Genomic DNA, 24,179 nt, shown 5'->3' with positions numbered 1-24,179 from the left:
CCTCGCAGGCACGCGCCACCGCACGATTATTTAAAATATGCCGTCAGTTACGTCTCGTCGACCACCTGATTCGAGAGCGTCCCGACGCCCTCGTAGGTGATCTCGACCTCTTCACCCGGCTCGACGAGTCCCGGGTTCGCCGGGCTGCCGAACGCGATGCAGTCGCCGGGCTCGAACGTGAACCGCTCCGAGAGGTACGAGACGATCTCGCGGGGCCCGAACAGCATCAGTTCGGTGTTGGCGTCCTGGCGCTCCTCGCCCCCCACGGTCGTCGAGATGTCGAGATTCGTCGGGTCGACGTCGGTCTCGATCCACGGGCCGAGCGGCGCGGAGCCGTCGAACGCCTTCCGCGCGGTCCGGCCCTGCTGGTCGAGCGCGTCGACGTCGTTCAGGATCGTGTAGCCGCGGACCACGTCGGGCACGTCCGCGGGGTCGATGTCCGGACAGCGCTCGTCGATGACGGCGACCAGCTCGCCGGCGTACGTCAGCTCGTCGGTCCAGTCGGGGTACGCGATGGGCTCGCCGTGCGCGAGCAGGCTCGCCGGCGGCTTGATGAAGAAATCGGGCTCCTCGGGGCGCTCGTACTCCATCTGGTGGAGCGTCTCAGCGTAGTTCCGCCCGACGCAGTAGAGCGCGCTCGGATCGCAGGGGGGGAGGAGCCGCCCGTCGCGGCCGACCTCGTAGCGGCCGTCGGCGGCGACGACAGTCCCGTCCTCGTAGCGTCCGGAGACCGGTCCGTCCGGCGTGAGCAGGCGTGCGAGTCGCATGGCCGCACGTCCACGCGGGGGCGTAGAAAAGGCGTCGGTCGCGGGTGGTGCGGGCTCACTTCCCGTCGCGCTCACCGCCATCGGTCCCGATCACGACCCCCGACCGGATCTCCAGCGCGGTCTCGAACTCCTCGCGCGACGTCTGGCCCGACCCCGAGCGCTCGACAGCGGTCTCGTGGGCGCGGGCGACGGCGGCGCGCTCCCGGTCCGAGAGCCCCAGCCGATCCCCGACCCCCTCCCAGTGGTCGGGCTCGACGAGGAACGTCTCGCGGTCCGGCTCGGTCGCGATGCGCTCGTACCGCCGCCGGTAGTCGTCGACCCGCGGACCGAGATCCGCCTGCACCCGGGCGAGGAGGGCGGGGAGCCGCTCGGCGGGGACGGACGCGAGCGCCGCCGTCTTCACCAGCGCGGTCCCGTCGATGGGGTAGCCGCCGGTCGACGAGGTCTCGTCCGCCCCCGGCGACTCCTCGTCACCGCCCATCAGCCGCCCGCGCGCATGGCCTTCTGCCGGTACTTCGGGAGGAGCTCCGCGAGCGCCTCGGGGTCGCCCGCGAACGCCGCGGTCACCTCGGTGAGCGTGATCGCGGCCGCGGCCGTCACCGTCTCGGCGCTGAGAGCGACGCGCCACCCGTCGCCGTCCACACGGGTCGCCTCCGCCGGGTCGTCGGTCCCGACCAGCTCTCCGCCGAGGTTGACGAGGTAGTGGGCCGCGAGCCGCCGCGAGATCCCGCGGTACGCGACCGTCTCGCGCTCCCAGCCCTCCTCGGTCGGGGGGAGGGCCTCGGAGTCGGCATCGGCGGTCATGCGCCGCCCGCGACCGGCGGGAACACCGAGAGGCGGTCGCCGTTCTCCAGCGCCGTCTCCAGTCCGTCGAGGTGGAGCACCTCGCGGCCGTTCTTCAGCACGTTGATCTGGGGGGCGAGCCCGCCGTCGACGATCAGGCGACCGTCCATCTCCTCGTACTCCGCTTGTAGCTCCCGCAACACGTCGCCGACGCTCGAGCCGTCGGCGAACTCCGCGTCGACGACCTTCCCGCCGGCGGCCTCGCGAAACGTCGCGAAGAACCGCAGTTCCAGTTCCATACGCGTCCATCGGGCTCCTGTGGCTTAAAAACGGGCGGCCGCGGGGATCCCTGCGAGTCGGGACCACGGGTCGGCCACACCGAACAGTGCGAACGGCGAGCCGAGAGCCGAAAGCCGCCTACAGGTCCGAGAGGCGGATCCCGTCCTCGACGAGGCGGAAGTTCCGCTCTCGGTCGAGATCGTCGCCGAGCCACTCGTGCTCGTACAGCTGCCCGATCAGCTCGACGTAGAGGTTCCGCCACGCGATCGCGTAGATCGGCGACTGGCCCCACGCGCGCAGCTCGGGGACGAACTCGTGGTAGGTGCTCGCCTGCGCCTCCATGCGCTCGACCGCGTCCGCGACGACCTCGGCCGCCTCGGCGGGCTCGGCCCCCTCGATCTCCTCGTTGATCCGCGACTGGATACCGGTGATGGCGCGCCGCATGTCCTGCTCGGCGGTCTCGCCCTCCTCCGGCAGCGACTCGACCACGCCTCGCGGCACGCCGAGTTCTATCTCAGGCATGTCTGAAACTCGGACGGCGACGCTCAAAAAACCCGTTCACCCGGCGGTCCGGCCGTCGTCTCGGGCCCAGCGGTCCGGCCGTCGTCTCGGGCCCAGCGGTCCGGCCGCCGTCTCTGCCCCGGCGATCACGGCGCCGGCGCGGCCTTCTGGAGGGCCGTCTCGGCGATGTTGCCGCCGTAGTCGGCCGACCGCAGCACTGAGTCGACGACGAGCCCGAGCAGCTGCGCGCGGGCCGGGTCCAGGTCGCGGAGGAGCTCGTCGATCGCGCGGACCCGCTCGTCGATCGCCCTGACGCCGGTTCGGGCCTCGTTCGCCAGCCGCGTCGCCTCGTCGCTGTCGTCGGCGAACAGCGCGTCCATCGCGGTGTCGATCACCTCGACCGCGTCGGCGTGCAGGTCGTTGACGGCCTCGACGACCTCGTCGGGCATCGGCTCGTCGATGTTGAGCGTGAGGTGGCCGATCTTGGTCGCGTGGTCGCCGATCCGTTCTAACTGCCGGGCGCTGGAGTGGTAGTCGAAGCACTCCTCGCGCGGGAGCCCGAGCTCCTCGGCCGCCTTCGGCGTGCGGAGCGTCGCCCGGAAGATCCGGGAGACGACGAGCCACAGCCGGTCGAGGTCGTCGTCGCGACCGATCACGTCGCGGGCGAGGTCATGGTCGAGCTCGGAGAGCGCCGTGATCGCGTCCTCCAGCATCGACAGCGAGATGAGCCGCATCCGGGTGACGGCGTTGTGGATCGACAGCTCCGAGGAGTCGAGCAGGTCCTGGACGACGACCCGGTCGCGCGTCTCCTCTAACACCTCCAGCCCCACGAGGCTCTGGACCGCCTCACGGACCATGGAGCGCTGCTCCGTGGTGATGTCGGCCCCCTCCAGCTCGATGACGTCGAACCCGCTGACGTACATCGTCGTCACCGCGCGGGTGAGCGCCCGTCCGGTGAGGTCGGTCACGTCCAGGGTCCCGCGGGTGCGCTCCTTCTCCGACCGGGGCGTGAGGAACAGCGAGTCCCCGTCCGGGAAGAACTCGATCTCGGTGCCGGCCTCCACGTCGTTGTCCGTCGCCCACGTCTTCGGGATCGAGACCGTGTACGTCGAACCGCCGGTGACCTGCACCTTCCTCGTTTCCATGCACTACGTTCACACACAATGTCTCTTAAATCTGTCCAAAATATATACTCCGCGGCTATGCGGTAGAAATGCGGTTCTGAGACGCTCTTCCGCGTCTATTGCGGAATTTGACCCCCTCACAGAAAAGAGATACCGTGCATTCTACCGAATTTATATATGCCTATATATTTTTGCGGTCGACCGCGAGCGCGGGCACGCCGACGCTGCTCGTCTTCTCCGGCGGGGGGCCGTCGGGCCCTCGCTCGTCCCGTCGACGGCGTAGCCGATCCCGGCCCCGTCGCGTGTCGCTCTGGGCATGCGAGTACGGACGGCGCCGCGCCGCATCAACCCGCCCGTCAACATTTCAACCACGCGGAGCGATCCGACCGAGCGGCCGGCCCGGTGTCGGGGGCGACGCCGGCGAGCGCGGTGACGGGGCCCTGCCCCGCCGTCCCACGGTGGTGGAAGTTGAGAAGAGTTAAATCGGATGCGGCAGTAACGTCAAATGCGCTCGGTTGGTGTAGTCCGGCCAATCATGTTGGCCTTTCGACGGACGCGGCGCGACGGCGCGCCGGTTCGGAAGTCAGCCGACGACCAGGGTTCAAATCCCTGACCGAGCACTTCTCACGGACCCGCGCCGCCAGCGGCGGCACCCGCTCTCCGATTCCCTTCCGAAGGGGAAGAATCACGACGCTCGGCGACGACACTCGGGTATGAGCGACCAGTCCGACGGCGACGACCCCCGCTTCGAGACCCGCGCGATCCACGCGGGACAGGACCCGGACCCCGAGACCGGCGCGCTGATGACGCCGATCCACGCGAACTCCACGTATAAACAGGACGCGCCGGGCGACCATCGCGGCTACGAGTACAGCCGGACCGGGAACCCGACGCGGACCGACCTGGAGGCGAACCTCGCGTCGCTGGAGTCGGGGAGCCACGCGCGCTGCTTCTCGTCGGGGATGGGCGCGATCAACACCGTCCTGAACCTGCTGTCGGCGGGCGACCACGTCGTCGCCGGCGACGACGTGTACGGCGGGACCCACCGCATCCTCACGCAGGTGTACGACGAGTACGACGTCGACACCTCCTTCGTCGACACGACCGACCACGACGCGGTCCGGGCGGCGTTGCGCGAGGAGACGGAGCTGGTGTGGGTGGAGACGCCGACGAACCCCCTGATGAACGTCAACGACATCGGCGCGCTCGCGGACATCGCCCACGAGAGCGACGCGCTCTGCGCGGTCGACAACACGTTCGCGACGCCGTACCTCCAGCGCCCGCTCGAACACGGGGCCGACATCGTCTCGCAGTCGCTGACGAAGTACCTCGGGGGCCACTCCGACACCATCGGCGGCGCGCTGATCGTCGACGACGACGAGCTCGACGAGCGGCTCGGCTTCTACCAGAACTCGGTCGGCGCGACGCCCGGCCCGTTCGACGCCTTCCTCGTGCTCCGCGGGACCAAGACGCTCCCGGTGCGGATGGACCGCCACTGCGAGAACGCGATGGAACTCGCCGAGTGGCTGGAAGCGCACGACGACGTGAGCCGCGTCTACTACCCCGGGTTAGAGAGCCACCCCGACCACGAGCTCGCGGCCGAGCAGATGGACGCGTTCGGCGGGATGCTCTCCTTCGAGTTCGACGGGAGCCTCGACCAGGCGTCGGCCGTCGTGAGCGAGACCGAGGTGTTCACGCTCGCGGAGTCGCTCGGGGGCGTCGAGAGCCTCATCGAGCAGCCGGCCGCGATGACGCACGCCGCGATCCCGCGAGAGGAGCGGCTGGCCGCCGGGCTCACCGACGGGCTCATCCGGGTCTCCGTCGGCCTCGAACACGTCGACGACATGAAGGCCGACCTGCAGGCCGCGTTCGACGCCGCCTCGGACTAGCGGGAGGGAGTCTGGGCCGCGTCCCGCGCCGGACGCCGCGCGCGGCACCCCGAAGCCGGCACCCCTCGCCGCACGGGCACCATTTATATCGGTCGCGCCGAGTGGCGACGCCATGGCCGACCCAGACGTACTCGTGTTGCGACAGACGATCCACGGCTCGGACGCGTCGGACCTCGTCGCGTCGCTCCGCGAGCGACTCCCGGACCGAGAGATCGCGCTGGCGCGGACGCCAGCGGAGGAGCGCGAGCTAATCGAGACCGCCCGGGTCGCGGTCGGGCTCGAGATCGACGAGGAGCTGCTGGCCGCCGCGGAGGAGCTTGAGCTGTTCGCCTGCGTGTTCGCCGGGACCGGCCACCTCCCGCGTGACGCCCTCGCGGACCGCGGCGTCGCCGTGACGAACGCCTCGGGCGTCCACGGGCCGAACATCGCCGAGCACGTCCTCGGCTCGATGATCACCCACGCTCGCCAGTGGCCGCGCGCGCACCGACAGAAGGCGGATCGCGAGTGGCGCACCTACGAGACGACCGAGGTGTACGGGTCGACGGTCGCCGTCGTCGGGCTCGGCGCCATCGGACAGGCGATCCTCGACCGGTTGGAGCCGTTCGACGTGGACACGGTCGGTGTCAGGTACTCGCCAGAGAAGGGCGGGCCGGCCGACGCGGTGTACGGCTTTGACGAGTTCCACGAGGCGGTCGCCGACGCGGAGTATGTGGTGCTCGCGTGCCCGCTGACCGAGACGACTCGGGGGCTCGTCGACGCAGACGCGCTCAAAACGATGCGCGCCGACGCCGTCCTCGTCAACATCGCTCGCGGCCCGATCGTTGACACCGACGCGCTCGTCTCCTCGCTCCGAAACAGCCGGATCCGCGGGGCCGCGCTCGACGTGACCGACCCCGAGCCGCTCCCCGAGGACCACCCGCTGTGGGGGCTCGGCAACGTCACGATCACCCCGCACAACGCCGGCCACACGCCGCACTACTACGACCGCGTCGCCGATATCCTCGCCGGCAACTTCGACCGTCTCGACAGCGCTGAAGAACTGGAGAACCGGGTGATCTGAGCGACGGCCCGTGCTACCGGACTATTTATAAATGAACGCGCCGGTGCGGTGGCGCGCGCCTCCGAGCGACCGCCCTCGGCGGTCGCGAGGTGCGCGTGCGAGGTCGCCGGCGCGTAGCGCCGGCTGCCAGAGGGACCGGAGGTCCCTCGCTGGACGCGGTGAGCGCTCGGAGAGCGCGAACCGCGAGGCTGGGGAGGCGTGAGGCTGCGGTGCTGTGCAGTGCGGGGCGGGACTCAAAGGGGCAGTCGCGAGGGCGGCGCTTGACGACGCAAGCACCGCAACGAGGGAGCGGTAGCGACCGAGTGAGGAGCGCAGCGAGTCACGCGAGCCGTCGCGACTGGGGCTTTGGAGGTGTTCACTGTCGAGTAACCGGATGCGTATGGCCTAGCGACTAGGGCTTTGGCGGTGTTCTCCGTCGATCTTCGGTCTGACACTTCTAAGCGAGCGGCTGGGTCTTTGCAAGCGCTCACCACCGATCCGCTGTCGACCATTCAAAAACGAGCGGTCGGAGCTTCCGAAGAGTCGACCACCGGGTTGGGGGAAGCTACTTATAAATGGTGCCGAGCGAGCGAGCCTTACTCGTCGACGGTGACGCCTTCGATCTCCACCGCCTCGCGGGGCTCGTCCTGGCGGTCGGTCGGCACGGAGCCGATCTCCTCGACGACGTCCATCCCGTCGATGACCTGCCCGAAGACGGCGTGCTTGCCGTCGAGGTGCGGGGTCGCGTCCAGCGTGACGAAGAACTGCGAGCCGTTCGTGTCCGGGCCGGAGTTCGCCATCGAGAGGATTCCCGGGCCGTCGTGGGTGAGGTCGTCGTGGAACTCGTCGTCGAACTGGTAGCCGGGACCGCCGCGACCGCTCTGCTGCGGGTCGCCGCCCTGGATCATGAAGTCCTCGATGACGCGGTGGAAGACGTTCCCCTCGTACAGCGAGTCGCCTCGGACCTCGCCGGACTCGGGGTCCTCCCAGGTGTTGGTGTCGCGGGCGGGGTCGGCGTCCGCGGCGGGGTCGTGGCGGGCCAGGCCGAGGAAGTTCTCGACCGTCTTCGGGGCGCGGTCGGCGAACAGCTCGACGACGACGTCGCCGTGATTCGTCCGGAGCGCTACCTGCGGGTTGTCGGGGTTGGAAACCTCTCGTGCCATATGTTCACGGACGGACGCGCGTCGGAAAACCCTACCCATCCGCGTCGTCGCGGGCCGAGGGACCGGCGGCCGCGAACATCGCACTTATCAACGGACGCCGCCGACCCGTCGACATGAGTTCGACCGCCGTCCTGACCGTCGCGGCGCTCCTCGTCGGGGCGGCGGTCGGCGCGCTGTTCGCGTTCCTCCGCGTTCCGATTCCCGCGCCGCCGGAGCTGCCGGGCGTCATGGCCATCGTCGGGATCTACCTCGGGTTCAAACTCGTCGGCTACGCCGGCGTCGGCTTCGACCTGCTCGACGCGCTCGGGCTGTAGCGGTCCGCCCCCTCTCCCACGCCCCAGCGGTCGGTATCGTTTTCCACTCGGCCCGAGCAGTGTCGCGTATGTACGACGAGATCCTCCTCCCCGTCGCGCCGGGCAGCGAGGCGAACGACGCGGTCCCGCACGCGGCCAGCCTCGCCGAGCGCTACGACGCGACCGTCCACGTCGTCTCCGCAAGTGATACGCTGGCGCGGACCCTGCGCGGGCCGCAGGCCGGTGCGTTCGCCGAGCGCGTCGAGTCCGCGGCGCAAGAGCGCGTCGAGACGGTGTCCGCGGAGCTGGAGGCCGCCGGCGTCGACGTCGTCGGCGACGTCCGACAGGGGCAGCCCGTTACCGTCATCGAGAACGCGATCGCCGACACCGGCGCCGACATGGTCGTGATGCCGAGTCACACCCGTAGCGGCATCCGGCGGGTCCTCCTCGGAAGCGTGACCGAGAAGGTGGTCCGCGTCTCCGCCGTCCCCGTGGTCACCGTGCCGATGGCCGACCCGGAGGAGAGCGAACCGACCGACGAAGCCGGCGAACGCGACGAGTCGGCCGACGGCGAGGCGTGAGCGCCTCTTCGGGAATCCGCGCGTTCCGGGTCGCGTACGACGGCCGGGAGTATGCCGGCCTGCAGCGCCAGCCCCACGCGACGACCGTCGAGGGGACCCTCCTCCGAGCGCTCGCCGAACACGGGATCCTCGACCGCGGCGACGGCCCGACGCACGCGACGCCCCCTGGCTACGCCGCGGCCGGCCGGACCGACGCCGGCGTCTCCGCGGTCGCCCAGACGGTCGCGTTCGAGGCGCCGGAGTGGCTGACCCCGCGGGCGTTCAACGGTCACCTCCCCGGCTCGGTGCGCGTCTGGGCGGCCGCGGACGTCCGCGACGGGTTCCACGCGACTCACGACGCGGTCCGACGGACGTACCGATACCACCTCTACGCGCCGGCGGCGGCGGACCCCTCGGCGGGCCCGGCCTGCGCCGTGGACGACGACCGCGTCCGCGACGCGCTCGACCGCCTCTCCGGACGCCACGACTTCCACAACCTGACCAGCGACGACGCGGGGACCGTCCGGGACCTGACCGCGACGGCGACGCGAGACGGCGACCTCCTCCTGCTCGACGTCTCCGCGGACGGGTTCCCGCGGGCGCTCGTTCGCCGACTCGTCGCCGCGGTCCGGGCGGTCGGCCGCGGACAGACCGAGCCGTCGCGGATCGACCGGCTGCTCGGCGCGGAGTCGGTGCCGGGCGAGATCGGCGTCGGCCCTGCGCCGCCCGAGCCGCTGGTGCTGTGGGACGTCGCGTACGATGGAGTCGCCTTCGACGTCGACGCGGCGGCCGCCGAGAGCGCCCACGTCGCCTTCGGGGAGCGCTACCGGACGGCCCGCCACGTCGCCGCCGCGACGGGGGCGATCCGCGACCGAATCGCGGAGAGGACCGAAGCGGACCCGGGGAAGCGGTACGACGCCGACGACGCTTAGTCGGCCGCGCCCACGTCGGCCGCGTCGCCCGCGTCGGCGGGGGGCGTCTCCATCCCGTCGACGCGCAACAGGAGGGTGTTGCCGTCGACGCTCGTGGCGTCGACGGTCCCCGAGAGGCGGAGACCGGCCGCCGGCGTCGGTCCCACGGTGACGTGGTCGCCGACCCCGAAGGGACCGACTGGACCGCGGATCACGAGCTCCGCGCGGCAGAGCTCGGGATTGGCGACGCTCGAGAGGTCGATCTCCTCGACGTTCACCCCCTCCACGCGCTCGCCGTCGACCGCGACAGGCGTGGTCTCGGCGTCGTCCATCCGCTCGACGCCGAGCGTCTCGTAGGCGCCGTCGGTGGGGACGTATCCGCCTCCCGGGCCCGGAACCCCCTCGACCAACCGGAGGTCCCGGAGGCTCTGCATCCGGTTCCGAACCGTGCCGGGGTTCCGGTCGATCGCCTCCGCGATCTCTCTCCCCGACACCGGTCTGTCGGCGTTCTCCGCGAGGTTCACGAGCGCGGTGAGCACGCGTTCCTGACTGGACGTGAGCTGTATCGTGGACATACGCAAACGGATCGCTTTGATATGAATAAATGTTCGCTTTCTCGCACCTTATATTCTTGGTATTATTGTTTAGGGCTATATAACTAAACGAATGCGGTAGATAACCCGAGAAAGTAGCCACAAAACTCAATACGTCATATTCACTCGCGTTATAATTAAACGTATGTCTATTTTCGTTCCATATAAATGTATTATAGACAGCGAAATACGTGAGATACGCTGGTCTGTCGTAAAATACGCGTAATACCTTATACAGTTGGCACCGTGAGTATTTATTCGTCCGTTCGGAAGCGGCGGGTGAACATGAATCGTCGAACCAGCGGTCGGCCGCGACCGCGACGCCGCCGAATCACGGTACCGGATCGCAGTTCTCCAGCGGAACAGCGAAGCGAGAGCCCGGGCGACCGGAGGGCCGACCGATGAGCGAGCGCGGATCCCCCGCCTTCGAGGGGAACTCACTGGACGAGCGCACCGCGGGCGCGGTCCGATCGGTCGTCGGCGAGGAGAGGGCCACGACCGACGAAGCGCCGGCGGACGGGACGGATCACGACGAGTCGGCCGAAAACGTCGCCATCGACTTGCGCGACCCCGGCGCCGAGCGCGAGCGCGTCCGCTCGTTCGTCGAGTCCTCGGTCGCGGCCGCCAACGCGGACGGGGTCGTGGTCAACATGAGCGGCGGGCTCGACTCCACCGTGACGGCGGCGCTCGCCGTCGAGGCGCTCGGCGCCGACCGCGTCTACGGCCTGGTCCTCCCGTGTAACAAGGTCGGCGCGCACCACGCCCGCGACGCCGAGGCGCTCGCGGAGGCGCTCGGGATCGATCACGACACGGTCCACGTCCACTCGCTGTTCGCGCAGTTCGGGGCGGTCGCGCCGGACCGGTTCGACCTCCACGACGAGCCGGTGCTGTCCGGCAACGCAGTCGCGCGGTTCCGCATGACGCTCGCGTACCTCGCGGCCAACGCGACGGACCGCCTCGTCTGCGGCACGGCCAACCGGAGCGAGCTGCTGCTGGGCTACTTCACGAAACACGGGGACGGCGGGGCGGACATGCACCCGATCGGTCACCTGTACAAGACCGAGGTCCGGGCGCTCGCCGCCGAGCTCGACGTCCCCGAGTTCGTCGTCGAGAAGCCGCCGACCGCGGGGTTCCTCCCGGGGCAGCGCGACGCCGACGACCTGGGCGCCCCGTACGAGGTGATCGATCGCGTGCTCCGGCTCGGTGTCGACCGCGGGCTCGACGCTGCGACGGTCGCGGAGCAGTTGTCGGAAAGCGGCGGGGTTGAGGTCGATGTCGACGAGGAGACGGTCGCCGATCTGCTCGCGCGACACCGCGCGACGGCTCACAAGCGAACCACGCCGACCGTGCCGACCGAACGCGGCCGGTGACCCGCTCCGCGCCGGCCGTCGCCCTACTCCCAGTCGTCGGGCCAGAGGCCGGCCGCGCGCATCCCCGTCTCGAAGTCGGCGTCGCGGAACTCGGCGATCAGGTCGTCGCGGTCGAGCCGGGGGGCGTCGCGCTCGGGCGCCGCGAACTCGCACACGAGCAGCGCCGTCAGCATCGCGTGCTCCCGGACGTTCCGGTCGTCGACTTTGTCCCGCGTGTCGGCGTGTGTATGCCCCCACCCTCGACCGCGGTCGCCGGAGTCGCTGTGGAGCTGGAGCGCCGGCACCCCGCGGCGGACGAACGGCCACTGGTCGGAGAACGGGTGCGGCTCCGCGTCGACCGCGATCGGCTGGCGGGTCGCCGCCGACACCGACTCCGCGACCGACGCCGCCGCGTCGGAGGCGTGCGCAAGCGCGACGAGGTCGCGGTGGCGCCCAGCGCCGTCGACGTTGACCACCCCGCGAACCCGGTCCAGATCGACCGTCTCGGCCAGGTGTTCCGCGCCGAGCAGCCCGACCTCCTCGGCCCCCACGGCGACGACGTCGACGCCGATCGGGAGGTCGGCCGCCGACAAGATCCTCGCCGCCGTCGCGACGGTCGCGATCCCGCAGCCGTTGTCGAGCGCCGCCTCCGCGATGTCGTGGCCGTCGTAGTGGGCGAGCAGCAGGAGGCGCTCGTCGGTGTCCGGTCCCACGCGCCCGACGACGTTCCGGCTTTCGCCGGGCGCGGTCGTCGCCTCGACGGCGATCTCGGCCTCGGCGGTGGGGCCTCCGTTCGAGTCACTCGCGTCGCCGTCGCCGACCGCGTACTCTCGGAGCCACGCACCGGTCTCCTTCGAGACCCCGACGGCCACCGCGTCGGCCTCCGAGCCGAAGGTCAGCGAGCCGGTCGGCGGGAGCTGACCGTCGATGTGGTTGACGAAGACGAAGCCGACCGCGCCGGCGTCGATCGCGTAGCCGAACTTCTCCATCCGGTGGACGAACCGCCCGCCCGGCGTCGTCGTCGAGGCGACGGCGATCCGCCCCTCGACGTCGCGCTCGTCGATCTCGGCGGGGGTGCCGTAGCCGACGTCGACGAGCGCGCCCGAGACCGCGCCCGCGGGCGAGTACGGGAGCGCGATCGACTCGAACTCGCGAGCGGTCCCGTCGCCGCCCCGTCCCGGGACTCGGACCCGCAGCCCCGCGCTCCCGCGTTCCCACGCGTCCAGCTCGAAGGGATCGGTGCCGACGTCGGCGAGCCCCGCGCGCTCGAACGCCTCGGCGACGATCCCCGCCGCCCGGCGCTCCCCGTCGCTGCCGGCCATGCGACTCCCGATGGCCGTGAGGTCGGTGAGGAAGCGCCACGGCTCGTCGTCTGCCCACGCCCGACCGAGCGCCGGGGCGAGCGCATCGCGTCGCTCGCGGACGCGCTCGACGGCCTCTGTATCGGCGGCCACGTCGGTTCCGGACGGCTGCAAGTGCATACCACAGGCTGCCGCGGAAGCCTGTTAAGCGTGTGGCTCTCGGCACCGGAAACGCTATGTTAAAGTGTGGCCGTCAGGTAGCTTCGACCGAGCACCGTTGGTCCAGTGGTAGGACATTAGCTTCCCAAGCTAATAGCCCGGGTTCGATTCCCGGACGGTGCATTTCTCGAACGAAGTGAGAGAAATCACCGACGGGATTGAACCCTATCGAGAACTCGAACCACTCGGCGAGCGCGCCGGCGACGATTAGGTGGGCGAGCCCGCCGAGTAGACCGACTCCGAGCGCTCGGCGGGAGGAGACGGAGACCGTGCTCGCGGAGGGCATGACGACTCGTTTCACGATGCGACTTATAAAACCACTCCGCCGCGCATCGGAATGCCGTCAGAAGATGTTCGCCTGCCCGTAGACGGAGATGCCGGTGTCGGTGATCTCGTAGGGCTTGGTCTCGCGGGAGTGGTTCGCGTCGCGGATCTTCTGGATCTCGACGGCGAGCCGCGTCTCCCGGAAGTCCGAACCGCGGACGTACTGGAGCACGAACACCGCGTCGGTGAGGTACTCGACGATCCCGTGTCGGGAGGCGTACGACGTCTCCTGGCTCGCCTCGGAGGTCAGCAGCGTCGTCACGCCGGCGTCCTTCAGCGACCGGGTGAACCCGAACACCTCCGAGCGGCGCTTCGCCGGGTGGTCGTACATCATCTCCAAGAGCGAGACGGAGTCGAGCACCAGCCGGTCCGCGTCGAACTCGGCGATCAGGCGGGTGAGGTCGTTCCGGATCGACGCGAGCGAGTTCGCCATCTCGATCGGGTCGATCGCGACCACGGCGAGCCGGTCCTCGTCGGCGGCCTCGCGGAACGACCACCCCTTCTCCTCGGCGGTCGAGAAGATCGACTCGCGCGTCTGCTCCAGCGTGATGTAGACGCCCTTCTCGTCGGACTCGAGCGCCTCGTTGAGGAACTGGAGCGCGAACGTCGTCTTCCCCGTCCCCGCCCCGCCGATGACGGAGAGCAGGGAGCGGCTCGGGACCCCGCCCAGGATCATGTCGTCGAGCCCGTCGATCCCGATGTCGGTGCGGTCGATCGCCGACTCGAACTCGTCGGGGTCGACGTCGAACTCCGTCTCGGTTCCGCCGCCGCCCGCGCCGTCACCGCCGCCGTCGAAGTCGCCGAAGCCGAAGTCGTCCGACTCTGCCGAGGTGTCCCCCCGGTACCCGCCGAACGGGTCCTCGCCCCCCTCGTCGTCGGCGCCGCCGAACGGGGCCCCGGCGCCCTCGTCCGTCGCGGGCGGCTCCGGGTCACCGGGGCCGCCCTCTCCGGGGTCGGCGCCGAAGTCGGTCTCGCCGAAGCCGCCGCCGGGGTCCTCTCCGGGCGCCCCGCTACCGGCGTCCTCGCCTCCGAACGGGTCGGCGTCGCCGAACGACCCGCCGCCGAAGGGGTCGCTCTCGTCTCCGGCGTCGTCCGGTTCGGTCCCGCCCGGCCCGTCGCGGACGCCGCCGAACGGGTCGTCCTCGTCGGCTGCGGGGCGCTCTCCTCCCGCGGCGGGCTCAGGCGCGTCGTCGCCCTCGCCGTCGGCGGTCTCGTCGCCCTCGCCGTCGGCGGTCTCGTCGCCCTCGGTGTCAGCCGAGCGGTCGGACTCCTCGTCGAGGTCGCGCAGGGCGCGCTCGAACCAGTCGTCCTCCTCGCTCATCGTTCCAGTCGGCCGTGGGCGGTCGACATGTCTCGGGCAACGTGGTGGGTCGGCTTGAAACTTTCCGGAACCCGGGGTCGGAGTCCGCATCCTTTTGTCGGCCGGCGAGAACCGGTGACACATGGAGGTCGGCATCGTTGCGCGGAAGGGAAGCGAGCGAGCGGTGAGCCTCGCGGCGGCGCTACGCGACGCGATCGTCGACGCCGGCGAGTCGGTCTGGCTCGACGCGGAGACGGCCGACGCGCTCGGCGAGGGCGACCGCGGCCGCTCGGTCGACGCTCTCGCGGACTGCGACCTCGCCGTCGCGGTCGGCGGCGACGGGACGTTCCTCTTCGTCGCGCGCAACGCCGGCGACACCCCGATCGTCGGCGTCAACCTCGGCGAGGTGGGGTTCCTCAACGCGGTCTCGCCGGCGGACGCCGAGGAGGCCGTCATCGCCGAGGTCGAGGCGTTCGGCCGGGGTGAGCCGGACGTCCGCGAGGCGCCGCGGCTCGCGGCGCGGGCGGGCGATTGGGCCTCGGTCCCGGCGGCCAACGAGATCGTGGTCCAGAGCGACCGCCGTGGCCCCGGCGCCGGGGTCGACTACGAGGTGCGCGTCGACGGGAGCCGCTACTCCGGGGGGCACGCCGACGGCGTCCTCGTCGCGACGCCGACCGGCTCGAGCGCGTACAACCTCTCGGAGCGGGGACCCCTCGTCGGCCCGGGCGTGAGCGGGCTCGTCGTGAACGAGATGGCGGCCGAGCCGGGGATGCCGCCGCTCGTCGTCGGCGTCGACGCCGAGATCACTGTTGCGGTCGAGGGCGTCGAGGAGGCCGTCGTCGTCAGTGACGGACGGAACAAGACGAGCCTGGAGGCCCCGGTCGAGGTGACCGTCGAGCGGACGTCGCCGCCGATGCGGATCGCCGGCCCGCCGTCGGACTTCTTCGAGGCCCTGGGGAAGCTCTCGTGAGCCCGCGGCACCGAGCGCCGACCGCGGCCGCAAAGCGTTTATCCCCCGGAGCGAACCGTCGGCCGTGAACCGTCGGTTCGTCCTGCTCGGGTACGTCGTCGCGGGCGTCGCCGCCGCTGGCGCGGCGGGGGCCGCCTGGCTTGCCTCCCCGGAGGTCGCCCTCGCGCGGCTCTCGCTCCTCGCCGCCGACCCGGTCCGGTACGGGGTCGCGCTGCTCGCGCTGACCGCCGTCAGGCCCGTCCTGGCGTGGCCGACGACGCTCCTCGCCGCGGCGGTCGGCTTCGGGTACGGCTGGGTCGGGGTCCCGCTCGGCGTCGCCCTCCTCGTGGCGACGGCGGTCCTCCCCTACATCCTCGCCCGGACGGGCCGGGTCCGGGCTCGGGGCGCTTGGCAGGCCGCGGACCGGCTCTGCGACGCCGGCGAGCGGCTGGCGACGGAGACCGGGAGCGTCCGGGCCGTGACGGCCGCCCGGCTGCTCCCGCTGCCCTCCGACGCGGTCTCGGTCGGCGCGGGCGCCGCGGGGATCCGCACGCGACCGTTCCTCCTCGGGACCGCGGCCGGCGAGCTCCCGTGGGTGATCGTCGGCGTCGCCGTCGGCGTCTCGCTCGACCGGCTCGCGGCGGGCGACCTCTCCACGGTCGACCCGACGGTGCTGGTCGCGATGGCGGGCGTCGGAGCGCTGCTGCTCGCCGGGCCGGCGTATCGGACGTTCCTCCGAGAAGAGCCCGCGTCAAGGGCGTAACCGCCTCGGCGGGCGAACAGCAGGCAGGGATCGCGGCTGCGACGGGTCGCCGTGCCGGACCGCGGCAGGGCGACCGCCGTGATTCGGTGGTCCCGATCGAGACCGGGACCGTGCGTGGGACGTCATCGACCGCTCGGCGACGCCGTGTCTCCGAACGGCCGAACCGAGTCGTGTGCCTCTGTGAGGACCGATGCGAGCGTGCATTCCCCCGGTCCCCGATTCCCGGGACCGTCCCAGCCCTAACCCCGAAGCCGCGGCGCCGGAGGGGCGCGCCGACCGAACGCGGCTTCAACGGGGGACCGGGGGCGCTGCGCTCCGTCGGTCCTCGCCGTACGCTACTCGCTTCCGTCGCCGCCGTCGCTTCCGTCGCCCCCCTCGCCGCCGGTCTCCTCGTAGGAGACGTCGATCCCGCGCGGGACCGGGCGGAGGAGGTACGAGCCGGTCCCGCGCCGCACCGGCGCGAAGTCGGCGGTGAAGCTCGTCCGGGTGTTCTCGCGGACCTCGAACGCCTCGTTGAACGTGAGTGGGGCGTTCCCCGGGAGGTCGACCTCGGCCTCGTCGCCGCCCTCCAGGGTGCCGTCGACGTTCGAGACGTCGAGCTGGAGGAACCGGTACGTGGCCACGGACAGCTCGCGCTCGTCGATCAGCTGCGTCTCGCCGTCCTGCAGCCGGACGAGGTCCGCCTCCTTCGGCTCGTCGAACTCCTGGTACTCGCGGCCGGCGGGTTCGCTCTCGCCCGCTTCGTCGGTCTCGTTGCCGTCGGCGTCGTCGCCGTCGGTTCCGCTCCCGTCGTCCGTCTCGTTCCCGTCCGCGCCGCTCTCAGCGCCCTCGGGCCCGAGCCAGATCCCCTCGATGGTGACCACGAGCGACTCGAAGTCGCCGATGTCGGCCGGTTGGTCGGTCACGCGGGTCGCGAGCGTTCCGGTCGCCTTGCCGACGCAGCCGGCGAGGCCGGTCGCCCCGAGCGCCGCGGCGCCGGTCGCCTGCAGGTAGGTCCGGCGCGACAGCGCGTCGCGGTCGGAGGCGCCGGCGTCGGGCGTGCGGTCCGTCACGTTACGCGCCCCCCTCGTCGTCGGTCTCGCCGTCATCGGTCGCGGCGTCGTCGCCGCTGCCGGCGATCCCGCTCACGGTCTCGCCGAGATCGTCGACGCCGCCCGAGAGGAAGTCGTTCACGCTACTCAAGACGTCGCCGACGAAGTCGGGCACCTGGTCCGGCAGGTCGCTCGGCGGGCCCGCGTCGCCCGAGGCGTCGTCCGGGCCGGGCGTCGCCGCGACGGCACCGGCGACCGCGCCGGTCCCGATCAGTACCACCGTGGCGAGCGCCACGATTAGCGTCGTTCGGATCGCGTTCATGACGATTCCGGCTCTGGCCTCTACAGGTTTTAATACCGCAAGCCGTTCAGCCCATTTACGTCCGAATTAAACCGGTTTAATCGACGGGAGGCGGTTCGACGGCCGCGATTCCTGTTCCAAGCGAGGTAACCGGCGATTACTTATAAAAAGCCGGCGGAGGATCGCGGTCAACAGCGCGGGCGCGGACCGCGTCAGGAACGGTCAGGGCTCCAGCCGATTCGGGTCGCGCGGGAACATGATCGCCTCCTTGATGTTGTCGAGGTCGGCGACCTTCTGGACGAGCCGGTCGATGCCGAGCCCGTAGCCGCCGTGAGGCGGAGTGCCGAAGCTGAGCGCCTCGATGTAGAACTCGAAGTTGGCCGTCTCGACGCCCTCCTCCTCCATGACCTCGATCATGCGGTCGACGTCGTGCTCGCGCTGGCCGCCCGAGGAGAGCTCTTGGCCCTTATAAATGAGGTCGAACTTCCGCGAGGCGATCTCGTCGCCCTCGACGTCCTGCATGTAGTAGAACTTCTCGTCGGGGTAGCCGACGACGAAGAAGGCGGGGTGGCCCCGCTCGTCGAAATGCTCGCCGAGCAGCTTCTCGCCTTTCGTGTCGAGGTCGGTCGGGTCGTCCGGGAAGTGCCCGAACTCGGTCTCGAGGATGTCGAGCGCCTCGTCGAAGGTGATCCGGGGGAAGTCCTCTTCGGGGACGTCAATGTCGACGTCGAGGAGGTCGAGCTCGCGCTGAGCGCTCTCCGCGGCCTCGCGGAGCGCGTACCGCAGCGACTCCTCTTGGACGTCCATCACGTCGTCGTGGTCCTCGATGTACGCGAGCTCGACGTCGAACATCGAGATCTCGGAGACGTGGCGGGAGGTCGCGAAGTCCTCGGCGCGGAACGCGGTCCCGGTCTCGTAGACGGCCTCGTACCCCGACGCCATCAGCATCTGCTTGTACAGCTGGGGGCTCTGCGAGAGGAACGCATCCTTGTTGTAGTAGAGGATCGGGAACAGCTCCGCGCCGCCCTCGGCGCCGCCCTTCGAGATGAGCGGGGTCTTGATGTCGACGAACCCCTCGTCGTCGAACCACTCCTCCATCGCCGTCATCAGCTTCGAGCGCAGGGAGAAGACCGCGAGCGTCTCCGGCTTCCGGAGGTCGAGCGCGCGGTTGTCGAGCCGGGTCGAGAGGTCGACCTCGATGTCCTTCGAGATCTCCAGCGGGAGCGGGGAGCCGGCCTCGTCGATGACCTCGTACTCGGTCGGGGCGATCTCGACGCCGCCGGGCGCTTGGTCGCTCTCCAGCGGCTCGCCGACGACGCGAACGACGTATTCGGCGCCGACGTCTTGGACGGCCTCGAACAGCTCCGGCTCGCGCTCCTCCTTGAAGACGACCTGGATGAGCCCCTCGCGGTCGCGCACGATGAGGAAGACGAGGCCTCCCAGGTCGCGGATCTCGTGGACGTGGCCGGCGATGGCGACCTCGTCCGCGTCCGGTTCGACGTCCGACGTGTGGATTCGCTCGATCATGACGGTGGCTGCTTACGCGCAACTGGTCGGGCGTTCGGCATAGGCCTGTCGTCTCGCGGTCAGCGGAACTCGTCGCGCACGGCGGTCTCGACCCGGATTCTCGGCGGTCGCTTGGCCGAGCATCGCGTCGGCGAGCTACTCGCCGATCGACTCGCGCACCCGCGCTTCGGCCCGGCGGAGCGCGTCCCGGATCGGGAGCCCCGTGGCCTCGGCGACCGCAGCCGCGTCGTCGTACTCGGCGCTCACGTCGTAGACGTCGCCGTCGGCGGTCGAGGAGACCTTCACCGACACCTCGTGCTCGTCGCCGTCGATCGCGAGCGTCGCCGTCTCGAAGGCGCGCTCGGCGATCCACCGGTGGCTCGCGCCCGACTGGCGGACGCCGAGGGTCCCCGTCTCGCGGGCGAGCCGCTCCGCGACCGCCTCGGCGTCCTCGGGCTTGCAGATGACCTTCACGAGGTGGCCCGGCCGCGACTTCTTCATCGTCGTCGGCACGACCGTCACGTCGCGGGCGCCGGCGCGCGAGAGGGCCTCCTGGAGCCCGCCGAGCGCCTCCGGCGACGCGTCGTCGAGGTTCGTCTCCAACACCGCGATATCGTCGCGGACGAGCCCGTGACCGTCGGGGTCGGTCGCGGTCTCCCCCTTCGCCTCCCCGCCGTCGCCGACGAGGATGCGGAGCGCGTTCGGGTGGTCGGGGAAGGTCGCGTCGCCCGCTCCGTAGCCCGCGGCGTCGACGTCGAGGGGTGGCAGCCGGTCGACGCCCTCGGCGACGGCGGCGAGGACCGCGGCCCCGGTCGGGGTAAGCAGCTCGCGGTCGACAGGGCCGCCGACCACCGAGAAGTCGGCGCCCGCCGCGATCTCGGTCGTCGCCGGCGCTGGGACCGGGTAGACGCCGTGGCTCATCTCGACCTCGCCGCCGCCCGCGGCGACGGGGGTCGTCACGACGCGGTCGGGGCCGAGATCGTTTATCAGGAGCGCCGCGCCGACCACGTCCGCGATCGCGTCGTCCGCACCGACCTCGTGAAAGCGCGTCCCGTCGAGGTCCGTCCCGTGGACCGACGCCTCCGCGCGGCCGAGGCGCTCGAAGGCGTCGAGCGCGACCGACTCGACGGACTCGGGGAGGTCCATCGACTCCACGAGCGCGACGACCTCGTGGTAGGTTCGGTGGACGCCCGCGCCCTCGGCGTGGTCCGCGTGCTCCCGGTCGTGCTCGTGACGGTGGGCGTGGCTGTGGCCGTGCCCGTGACCGTGGGCGTCGTCGCTCCCCGCCTCTCCGCCGTCGCTCCCCGCCTCTCCGCCCTCCGCGCCGTCGAGAAGCACGTCGACGGTCGTCGCCCGGATCCCGTTCCTCGTCGTCTCCCCGACCTCGTACCGTACCGGGAGCCGGTCGCTCACGGGCGAGAGGACCGCGGGGTCGGCGCCGGCCGCGATCAGCGCGGCGCAGACCATGTCGCCGGCGGCGCCGGTCCGGCCGTCGAAGGCGAGCGTTCGCATGGCAGACCGGAGGCGATCGCGGGACAAATACCCCGTGGTCCGGGGGCGCGCGTTCGAACCGGCCTCGACGACGGCGGCGCTACGAGGCCTCGGCGAGCGCGAACAGGTACAGTTCGCCGATCACCAGGGCCCCGACCACCGCGAGCGGGACGGCGAAGACGCCGCCGACGCCGAGCGCGTACAGCCCGAGGCCGACGAGCGCGCCGGCCGCGAGGAAGGCGACCCGGGAGAGCAGCGAGCGCATCGGCCCGGAGAGGGAGTCGAGCACGACCTGACCTCGCACCGAGCGAGCAAAAAGCGTCGGGAGGGCTCGCCGCCGGAACGACGGCGAAAACGCACGCTTACGACGGCGTTTTAAGTGAGGGTTCCGTACCGTGACATATGATAGCACAGTCTGCCGCGCCCCCCGGTTCCCCGGGGCGGATCGGCGGCGCCGCCACCGGCAACAGGCTTATTCCCGAACCGGGAGGAGATACGAGTAACCCCCGCGAGGAACCATGAACGAAGTCCAACTCGAAGTGGCGAAGGCGTACCCGAACGACTCGGGCCGCGGCATCGCCCGACTCGACCCCGACACGCTGTTGCACCTCAAGCTCTCGCCCGGCGACATCATCGAGATCGAGGGCGCGGAGACGACCGCCGCGAAGGTCTGGCGCGCGGACCGCCAGGACTGGAACACCGACACGGTCCGCGTCGACGGGTTCACCCGGCAGAACGCCGACGTCGGCATCGGCGAGCGCGTGACCATCCGCAAGGCCGAGGCCGAGAAGGCCGACAAGCTCGTGTTGGCCCCGCCCGAGGAGGCCTCGGTCCAGTTCGGCTCCGACGCCGCCGGCATGGTGAAACGCCAGATCCTCAAGCGCCCGGTCGTCGAGCGCGACATCGTCCCCGTGATGTCCTCGACGAACCACCCGTTCATGCGGTCGCCCGGGCAGGCGATCCCGCTGATCGCGGTGGAGACGGAGCCCGACGGCGTCTGTCTGATCACCGAGGACACCGAGGTCGAGCTCCGAGAAGAGCCGATCTCCGGCTTCGAGAAGACCGGCGGCGGGATCACCTACGAGGACATCGGCGGGCTCCAAAACGAGATCCAGCGCGTCCGCGAGATGGTCGAGCTGCCGATGAAACACCCGCAGATCTTCTCGAAGCTCGGGATCGAGCCGCCGCAGGGCGTCCTCCTGCACGGCCCGCCGGGCACCGGGAAGACGCTGCTCGCGAAGGCGGTCGCCAACGAGACCTCGGCGTCGTTCTTCTCGATCGCCGGCCCGGAGATCATCTCGAAGTACTACGGCGAGTCCGAACAGCAGCTCCGGGAGATCTTCGAGGACGCCAAAGAGGAGAGCCCCAGCATCATCTTCATCGACGAGCTCGACTCGATCGCGCCCAAGCGCGAGGACGTCACCGGTGAGGTCGAGCGCCGCGTCGTCGCCCAGCTGCTGACGATGATGGACGGCCTCGAGACGCGCGGACAGGTGGTCGTCATCGGGGCGACCAACCGCGTCGACAGCGTGGACCCGGCGCTCCGGCGCCCCGGGCGCTTCGACCGCGAGATCGAGATCGGCGTCCCCGACGAGGTGGGGCGTAAGGAGATCCTCCAGATCCACACCCGCGGGATGCCGCTCTCGGACGACGTCTCCCTCGACCACCTCGCCGACGAGACGCACGGGTTCGTCGGCGCCGACATCGAGAGCCTGACGAAGGAGGCCGCGATGAAGGCGCTCCGGCGCTACCTCCCCGAGATCGACTTGGACGACGAGGAGGTCCCGCCGAGCCTGATCGACCGGATGATCGTCAAGCAGGACGACTTCGGCGGCGCGCTCAACGAGGTGGAGCCCTCGGCGATGCGGGAGGTCCTCGTCGAGCTCCCGAAGATCTCGTGGGACGACGTCGGCGGGCTCAACAGCGCCAAAGAGCAGGTGCAGGAGTCCGTGGAGTGGCCGCTCACCTCGCCGGAGAAGTTCGACCGCATGGGCGTCGACGCCCCCAAGGGCGTCCTGCTGTACGGGCCGCCCGGCACGGGGAAGACGCTGATGGCGAAGGCGGTCGCCAACGAGACGAACGCGAACTTCATCTCGGTCAGGGGACCGCAGCTGCTCTCGAAGTGGGTCGGCGAGTCGGAGAAGGCGATCCGGCAGACCTTCCGGAAGGCCCGGCAGGTGAGCCCGACGATCATCTTCTTCGACGAACTCGACAGCCTCGCGCCCTCGCGCGGGCAGGAGGCGGGCAACAACGTCTCCGAGCGCGTGGTCAACCAACTGCTCACCGAGCTCGACGGGTTAGAGGACATGGGCGACGTGATGGTGATCGGCGCCACCAACCGCCCGGACATGATCGACCCCGCGCTGCTGCGCTCCGGCCGGTTCGACCGGCTCGTGATGATCGGCCAGCCGGACCAAGAGGGCCGCGAACAGATCCTCGACATCCACACCCAGGACACGCCGCTCGCGCCCGACGTGACCCTCCGCGAGGTCGCGGAGATCACGGACGGCTACGTCGGCTCCGACCTGGAGGGGATCGCCCGCGAGGCCGCCATCGAGGCGCTACGCGACGACGACGACGCCGAGGAGGTCGAGATGAAGCACTTCCGGCGCGCGCTGGAGTCGGTGCGCCCCACGATCAACGACGACATCCTCGCGTACTACGAGGAGGTCGAAGAGCAGTTCAAGGGCGGCAGCGGCAACGCGATCCGCGACACTGGCGGCCGGGTCGGGTTCCAGTAGCGACCGGCTCGCTTCCGCGGTCGGCTCGCTCGCCGGCGACCGTTTTTGCGTTCGAGGCCCGTAGCGGGAGTCGGCCATGTCAGAAGACGTCACCGTCGACGTGGAGGTCGAGGTGGAGGTCGACAGCGACGAGCTGGAGATCGAGCGCGACGACGCCGAGCTCGTCGAGGCGAGCTACGAGGCCGGCGGCGTCGAGATCGAGATCGAAGCCCAGGTGGAGACGCACGGAGGCCGCGCCGACCGCGGCTCCGGCCGCGAGGAACCCGAACGCGACCCCGAGTAGCCGCCTCGGTTCGGACCCCGGTCTCGACCCGCAATCGTCGCGTTCCGCTCCTTTTAACCTCGACAGCGACCAAGTAGGTCCATGTCCCAGCCGCGCGTCCCGGGCGACGACGAGAACACGCTGGAGCTGCCCTGCGGGCGGACGATGGCGGCCGGCGAGCTGGACCTGGGGATGCGCGAGCTCGAGTGCGACTGCGGCGAGACACACGCGGTCGTGATGGACGTCCATCCCCCGGAGCGGTTCCTCCCCGACTTCCTCGTCGAGGTGCTCCGCGAGGCGATCGAGACGACCAGCGAGGAGATGCCGGAGTTCGACACGCCGCACCTGCTCGGCGTCGTGCTGGAGGAGTTCCCGGAGGCCGTCGTCGCCCACGACGCCAGCGAGGACGGCGATGTCGGCTACGCGATGGCGTGGGTGACCGAGTTCGACTCGCGGCGGCTCCACGAGATCGTCGTCGAGCTCGTCGTCGAGCTGATGGAACACGCGGTGAGCCACGCCGACGACGACGAGGCGCTCTCCGCGTTCGAGCGCGAGATGGTCGAGTTCGACGTGAGCGAGTTCGTCGAGCAGTACCGCGCCGAGCGCGACCTCGAGGCCGAGGACCCGTACGCCTGACCGCGGGACTCGGTGCCGTTTTAAACTGAGAGTTCGTCGGGGCTCATCCCGCCGAAAAGCCCCGTCTCGGCCCTCGTGTCAGACGGTTGTCCGACTCCTGTCTC

General features: G+C 70.5%; 26 protein-coding genes and 2 tRNA genes. 13 read left to right on the top strand and 15 right to left on the bottom strand.

Features of this window, described 5'->3' with window-relative positions; all coding sequences use genetic code 11:
- Window positions 1-47: 47 nt before the first annotated feature.
- The 6 genes from N5096_RS12320 to N5096_RS12295 all read right to left on the bottom strand — a co-directional run bounded on the left by N5096_RS12320 (window position 48) and on the right by N5096_RS12295 (window position 3,475).
- Window positions 48-767 (bottom strand): fumarylacetoacetate hydrolase family protein, encoded by a 720-nt coding sequence (locus tag N5096_RS12320; RefSeq protein WP_267665101.1) that lies wholly within the window; start codon window positions 765-767, stop codon window positions 48-50.
- Window positions 768-822: 55 nt separating this feature from the next.
- Window positions 823-1,248, bottom strand: coding sequence for a DUF8048 family protein (locus N5096_RS12315; protein ID WP_267665100.1), 426 nt, complete (start codon window positions 1,246-1,248; stop codon window positions 823-825).
- Window positions 1,248-1,571: a MoaD-like domain-containing protein gene (locus N5096_RS12310; protein WP_267665099.1), complete on the bottom strand. Its 324-nt coding sequence runs from the start codon at window positions 1,569-1,571 to the stop codon at window positions 1,248-1,250. The genes N5096_RS12315 and N5096_RS12310 overlap by 1 nt, the downstream gene beginning before the upstream one ends.
- On the bottom strand, window positions 1,568-1,849 hold the full coding sequence (locus tag N5096_RS12305; RefSeq protein ID WP_267665097.1) for a ubiquitin-like small modifier protein 1: 282 nt from the start codon (window positions 1,847-1,849) through the stop codon (window positions 1,568-1,570). Before N5096_RS12305 ends, N5096_RS12310 begins: the two co-directional genes overlap by 4 nt.
- A gap of 118 nt (window positions 1,850-1,967) precedes the next feature.
- Window positions 1,968-2,351, bottom strand: coding sequence for a DUF7971 family protein (locus N5096_RS12300; protein ID WP_267665095.1), 384 nt, complete (start codon window positions 2,349-2,351; stop codon window positions 1,968-1,970).
- A gap of 125 nt (window positions 2,352-2,476) precedes the next feature.
- Window positions 2,477-3,475, bottom strand: a complete 999-nt coding sequence (locus N5096_RS12295) for a phosphate signaling complex PhoU family protein (RefSeq protein ID WP_267665093.1) — start codon at window positions 3,473-3,475, stop codon at window positions 2,477-2,479.
- Between the two features lie 488 nt (window positions 3,476-3,963).
- On the opposite strand from N5096_RS12295, the gene N5096_RS12290 reads away from it, so the two are divergent.
- The 3 genes from N5096_RS12290 to N5096_RS12280 all read left to right on the top strand — a co-directional run bounded on the left by N5096_RS12290 (window position 3,964) and on the right by N5096_RS12280 (window position 6,403).
- Window positions 3,964-4,074 (top strand) — tRNA-Glu (locus N5096_RS12290).
- A gap of 93 nt (window positions 4,075-4,167) precedes the next feature.
- Window positions 4,168-5,343, top strand: coding sequence for a cystathionine gamma-synthase (locus tag N5096_RS12285; RefSeq protein ID WP_267665092.1), 1,176 nt, complete (start codon window positions 4,168-4,170; stop codon window positions 5,341-5,343).
- 112 nt (window positions 5,344-5,455) lie between these two features.
- The gene (locus N5096_RS12280) at window positions 5,456-6,403 is read left to right on the top strand and encodes a D-2-hydroxyacid dehydrogenase (RefSeq protein ID WP_267665090.1); all 948 of its coding nucleotides are present in this window, start codon (window positions 5,456-5,458) and stop codon (window positions 6,401-6,403) included.
- 575 nt (window positions 6,404-6,978) lie between these two features.
- Here the strand turns inward: N5096_RS12280 and N5096_RS12275 are convergent.
- Entirely contained in the window at window positions 6,979-7,545 is a 567-nt protein-coding gene (locus N5096_RS12275; RefSeq protein ID WP_267665088.1) for a peptidylprolyl isomerase, read from the bottom strand.
- Window positions 7,546-7,658: 113 nt separating this feature from the next.
- Here N5096_RS12275 and N5096_RS12270 point away from each other — a divergent pair, with 113 nt between their 5' ends.
- The 3 genes from N5096_RS12270 to truA all read left to right on the top strand — a co-directional run bounded on the left by N5096_RS12270 (window position 7,659) and on the right by truA (window position 9,330).
- Entirely contained in the window at window positions 7,659-7,859 is a 201-nt protein-coding gene (locus N5096_RS12270; protein WP_267665086.1) for a XapX domain-containing protein, read from the top strand.
- Between the two features lie 68 nt (window positions 7,860-7,927).
- A complete protein-coding gene (locus tag N5096_RS12265) occupies window positions 7,928-8,419 on the top strand; it encodes a universal stress protein (RefSeq protein WP_267665084.1) in 492 nt (163 codons plus the stop codon).
- On the top strand, window positions 8,416-9,330 hold the full coding sequence (truA, locus tag N5096_RS12260) for a tRNA pseudouridine(38-40) synthase TruA (protein ID WP_267665081.1): 915 nt from the start codon (window positions 8,416-8,418) through the stop codon (window positions 9,328-9,330). Before N5096_RS12265 ends, truA begins: the two co-directional genes overlap by 4 nt.
- Here truA and N5096_RS12255 read toward each other — a convergent pair.
- Window positions 9,327-9,884 (bottom strand): Rrf2 family transcriptional regulator, encoded by a 558-nt coding sequence (locus tag N5096_RS12255; RefSeq protein WP_267665079.1) that lies wholly within the window; start codon window positions 9,882-9,884, stop codon window positions 9,327-9,329. The genes truA and N5096_RS12255 overlap by 4 nt on opposite strands.
- Window positions 9,885-10,303: 419 nt before the next feature.
- Here N5096_RS12255 and N5096_RS12250 point away from each other — a divergent pair, with 419 nt between their 5' ends.
- Complete coding sequence (locus N5096_RS12250; RefSeq protein ID WP_267665077.1) at window positions 10,304-11,272, top strand: NAD+ synthase; 969 nt, start codon at window positions 10,304-10,306, stop codon at window positions 11,270-11,272.
- A 23-nt stretch (window positions 11,273-11,295) separates the two neighbouring features.
- On the opposite strand, the gene N5096_RS12245 is transcribed toward N5096_RS12250, so the two are convergent.
- Window positions 11,296-12,732: a M28 family metallopeptidase gene (locus tag N5096_RS12245; RefSeq protein WP_267665075.1), complete on the bottom strand. Its 1,437-nt coding sequence runs from the start codon at window positions 12,730-12,732 to the stop codon at window positions 11,296-11,298.
- Between the two features lie 91 nt (window positions 12,733-12,823).
- Here N5096_RS12245 and N5096_RS12240 point away from each other — a divergent pair.
- A tRNA-Gly gene (locus N5096_RS12240) sits at window positions 12,824-12,894 on the top strand.
- A gap of 220 nt (window positions 12,895-13,114) precedes the next feature.
- Here the strand turns inward: N5096_RS12240 and N5096_RS12235 are convergent.
- A complete protein-coding gene (locus N5096_RS12235; RefSeq protein WP_267665073.1) occupies window positions 13,115-14,416 on the bottom strand; it encodes a KaiC domain-containing protein in 1,302 nt (433 codons plus the stop codon).
- A 121-nt stretch (window positions 14,417-14,537) separates the two neighbouring features.
- On the opposite strand from N5096_RS12235, the gene N5096_RS12230 reads away from it, so the two are divergent.
- Both N5096_RS12230 and N5096_RS12225 read left to right on the top strand, forming a co-directional pair.
- Window positions 14,538-15,365 (top strand): NAD(+)/NADH kinase, encoded by an 828-nt coding sequence (locus tag N5096_RS12230; protein WP_267665071.1) that lies wholly within the window; start codon window positions 14,538-14,540, stop codon window positions 15,363-15,365.
- 64 nt (window positions 15,366-15,429) lie between these two features.
- Window positions 15,430-16,107: a TVP38/TMEM64 family protein gene (locus tag N5096_RS12225; RefSeq protein ID WP_267665069.1), complete on the top strand. Its 678-nt coding sequence runs from the start codon at window positions 15,430-15,432 to the stop codon at window positions 16,105-16,107.
- A 335-nt stretch (window positions 16,108-16,442) separates the two neighbouring features.
- Here N5096_RS12225 and N5096_RS12220 read toward each other — a convergent pair whose 3' ends face one another.
- The 5 genes from N5096_RS12220 to N5096_RS12200 form a co-directional block, all read right to left on the bottom strand.
- On the bottom strand, window positions 16,443-17,159 hold the full coding sequence (locus N5096_RS12220) for a DUF4382 domain-containing protein (protein WP_267665068.1): 717 nt from the start codon (window positions 17,157-17,159) through the stop codon (window positions 16,443-16,445).
- Window position 17,160: 1 nt separating this feature from the next.
- Entirely contained in the window at window positions 17,161-17,460 is a 300-nt protein-coding gene (locus N5096_RS12215; protein WP_267665066.1) for a hypothetical protein, read from the bottom strand.
- Window positions 17,461-17,661: 201 nt separating this feature from the next.
- Window positions 17,662-18,966, bottom strand: a complete 1,305-nt coding sequence (gene aspS / locus N5096_RS12210) for an aspartate--tRNA(Asn) ligase (protein ID WP_267665064.1) — start codon at window positions 18,964-18,966, stop codon at window positions 17,662-17,664.
- 135 nt (window positions 18,967-19,101) lie between these two features.
- Window positions 19,102-20,457 carry a nickel pincer cofactor biosynthesis protein LarC gene (gene larC / locus N5096_RS12205; RefSeq protein WP_267665062.1) on the bottom strand — a complete coding sequence of 452 codons (1,356 nt, stop codon included), beginning with the start codon at window positions 20,455-20,457 and terminating at the stop codon, window positions 19,102-19,104.
- Between the two features lie 79 nt (window positions 20,458-20,536).
- On the bottom strand, window positions 20,537-20,725 hold the full coding sequence (locus tag N5096_RS12200; RefSeq protein ID WP_267665059.1) for a hypothetical protein: 189 nt from the start codon (window positions 20,723-20,725) through the stop codon (window positions 20,537-20,539).
- A 229-nt stretch (window positions 20,726-20,954) separates the two neighbouring features.
- Between N5096_RS12200 and N5096_RS12195 the strand changes: the two genes are divergently transcribed.
- The 3 genes from N5096_RS12195 (at window position 20,955) to N5096_RS12185 (ending at window position 24,075) form a co-directional block, all read left to right on the top strand.
- Window positions 20,955-23,177 (top strand): CDC48 family AAA ATPase, encoded by a 2,223-nt coding sequence (locus N5096_RS12195; protein WP_267665058.1) that lies wholly within the window; start codon window positions 20,955-20,957, stop codon window positions 23,175-23,177.
- 76 nt (window positions 23,178-23,253) lie between these two features.
- Complete coding sequence (locus N5096_RS12190; RefSeq protein WP_267665057.1) at window positions 23,254-23,460, top strand: hypothetical protein; 207 nt, start codon at window positions 23,254-23,256, stop codon at window positions 23,458-23,460.
- Between the two features lie 81 nt (window positions 23,461-23,541).
- The gene (locus tag N5096_RS12185; RefSeq protein WP_267665056.1) at window positions 23,542-24,075 is read left to right on the top strand and encodes a DUF5815 family protein; all 534 of its coding nucleotides are present in this window, start codon (window positions 23,542-23,544) and stop codon (window positions 24,073-24,075) included.
- Window positions 24,076-24,179: the final 104 nt, after the last annotated feature.

The organism is Halorubrum yunnanense (genome assembly GCF_026586675.1).
Taxonomy (GTDB): domain Archaea; phylum Halobacteriota; class Halobacteria; order Halobacteriales; family Haloferacaceae; genus Halorubrum; species Halorubrum yunnanense.
Note: the sequence above shows the minus strand (reverse complement) of the source record. Positions and strands in the feature narration are given on the sequence as shown.

Bases quoted from the DNA above. Each gene is read 5' to 3' on its own strand.
- larC (WP_267665062.1), bottom strand. From the start codon at position 20,457: ATGCGAACGCTCGCCTTCGACGGCCGGACCGGCGCCGCCGGCGACATG.
- N5096_RS12235 (WP_267665073.1), bottom strand. From the start codon at position 14,416: ATGAGCGAGGAGGACGACTGGTTCGAGCGCGCCCTGCGCGACCTCGAC.
- N5096_RS12295 (WP_267665093.1), bottom strand. From the start codon at position 3,475: ATGGAAACGAGGAAGGTGCAGGTCACCGGCGGTTCGACGTACACGGTC.
- N5096_RS12275 (WP_267665088.1), bottom strand. From the start codon at position 7,545: ATGGCACGAGAGGTTTCCAACCCCGACAACCCGCAGGTAGCGCTCCGG.
- aspS (WP_267665064.1), bottom strand. From the start codon at position 18,966: ATGATCGAGCGAATCCACACGTCGGACGTCGAACCGGACGCGGACGAG.
- N5096_RS12320 (WP_267665101.1), bottom strand. From the start codon at position 767: ATGCGACTCGCACGCCTGCTCACGCCGGACGGACCGGTCTCCGGACGC.
- N5096_RS12195 (WP_267665058.1), top strand. From the start codon at position 20,955: ATGAACGAAGTCCAACTCGAAGTGGCGAAGGCGTACCCGAACGACTCG.
- N5096_RS12190 (WP_267665057.1), top strand. From the start codon at position 23,254: ATGTCAGAAGACGTCACCGTCGACGTGGAGGTCGAGGTGGAGGTCGAC.
- N5096_RS12285 (WP_267665092.1), top strand. From the start codon at position 4,168: ATGAGCGACCAGTCCGACGGCGACGACCCCCGCTTCGAGACCCGCGCG.
- N5096_RS12300 (WP_267665095.1), bottom strand. From the start codon at position 2,351: ATGCCTGAGATAGAACTCGGCGTGCCGCGAGGCGTGGTCGAGTCGCTG.
- N5096_RS12255 (WP_267665079.1), bottom strand. From the start codon at position 9,884: ATGTCCACGATACAGCTCACGTCCAGTCAGGAACGCGTGCTCACCGCG.
- N5096_RS12230 (WP_267665071.1), top strand. From the start codon at position 14,538: ATGGAGGTCGGCATCGTTGCGCGGAAGGGAAGCGAGCGAGCGGTGAGC.
- N5096_RS12310 (WP_267665099.1), bottom strand. From the start codon at position 1,571: ATGACCGCCGATGCCGACTCCGAGGCCCTCCCCCCGACCGAGGAGGGC.
- N5096_RS12215 (WP_267665066.1), bottom strand. From the start codon at position 17,460: ATGAACGCGATCCGAACGACGCTAATCGTGGCGCTCGCCACGGTGGTA.
- N5096_RS12280 (WP_267665090.1), top strand. From the start codon at position 5,456: ATGGCCGACCCAGACGTACTCGTGTTGCGACAGACGATCCACGGCTCG.
- N5096_RS12265 (WP_267665084.1), top strand. From the start codon at position 7,928: ATGTACGACGAGATCCTCCTCCCCGTCGCGCCGGGCAGCGAGGCGAAC.
- N5096_RS12305 (WP_267665097.1), bottom strand. From the start codon at position 1,849: ATGGAACTGGAACTGCGGTTCTTCGCGACGTTTCGCGAGGCCGCCGGC.
- N5096_RS12270 (WP_267665086.1), top strand. From the start codon at position 7,659: ATGAGTTCGACCGCCGTCCTGACCGTCGCGGCGCTCCTCGTCGGGGCG.
- N5096_RS12315 (WP_267665100.1), bottom strand. From the start codon at position 1,248: ATGGGCGGTGACGAGGAGTCGCCGGGGGCGGACGAGACCTCGTCGACC.
- N5096_RS12185 (WP_267665056.1), top strand. From the start codon at position 23,542: ATGTCCCAGCCGCGCGTCCCGGGCGACGACGAGAACACGCTGGAGCTG.
- N5096_RS12245 (WP_267665075.1), bottom strand. From the start codon at position 12,732: ATGCACTTGCAGCCGTCCGGAACCGACGTGGCCGCCGATACAGAGGCC.
- N5096_RS12250 (WP_267665077.1), top strand. From the start codon at position 10,304: ATGAGCGAGCGCGGATCCCCCGCCTTCGAGGGGAACTCACTGGACGAG.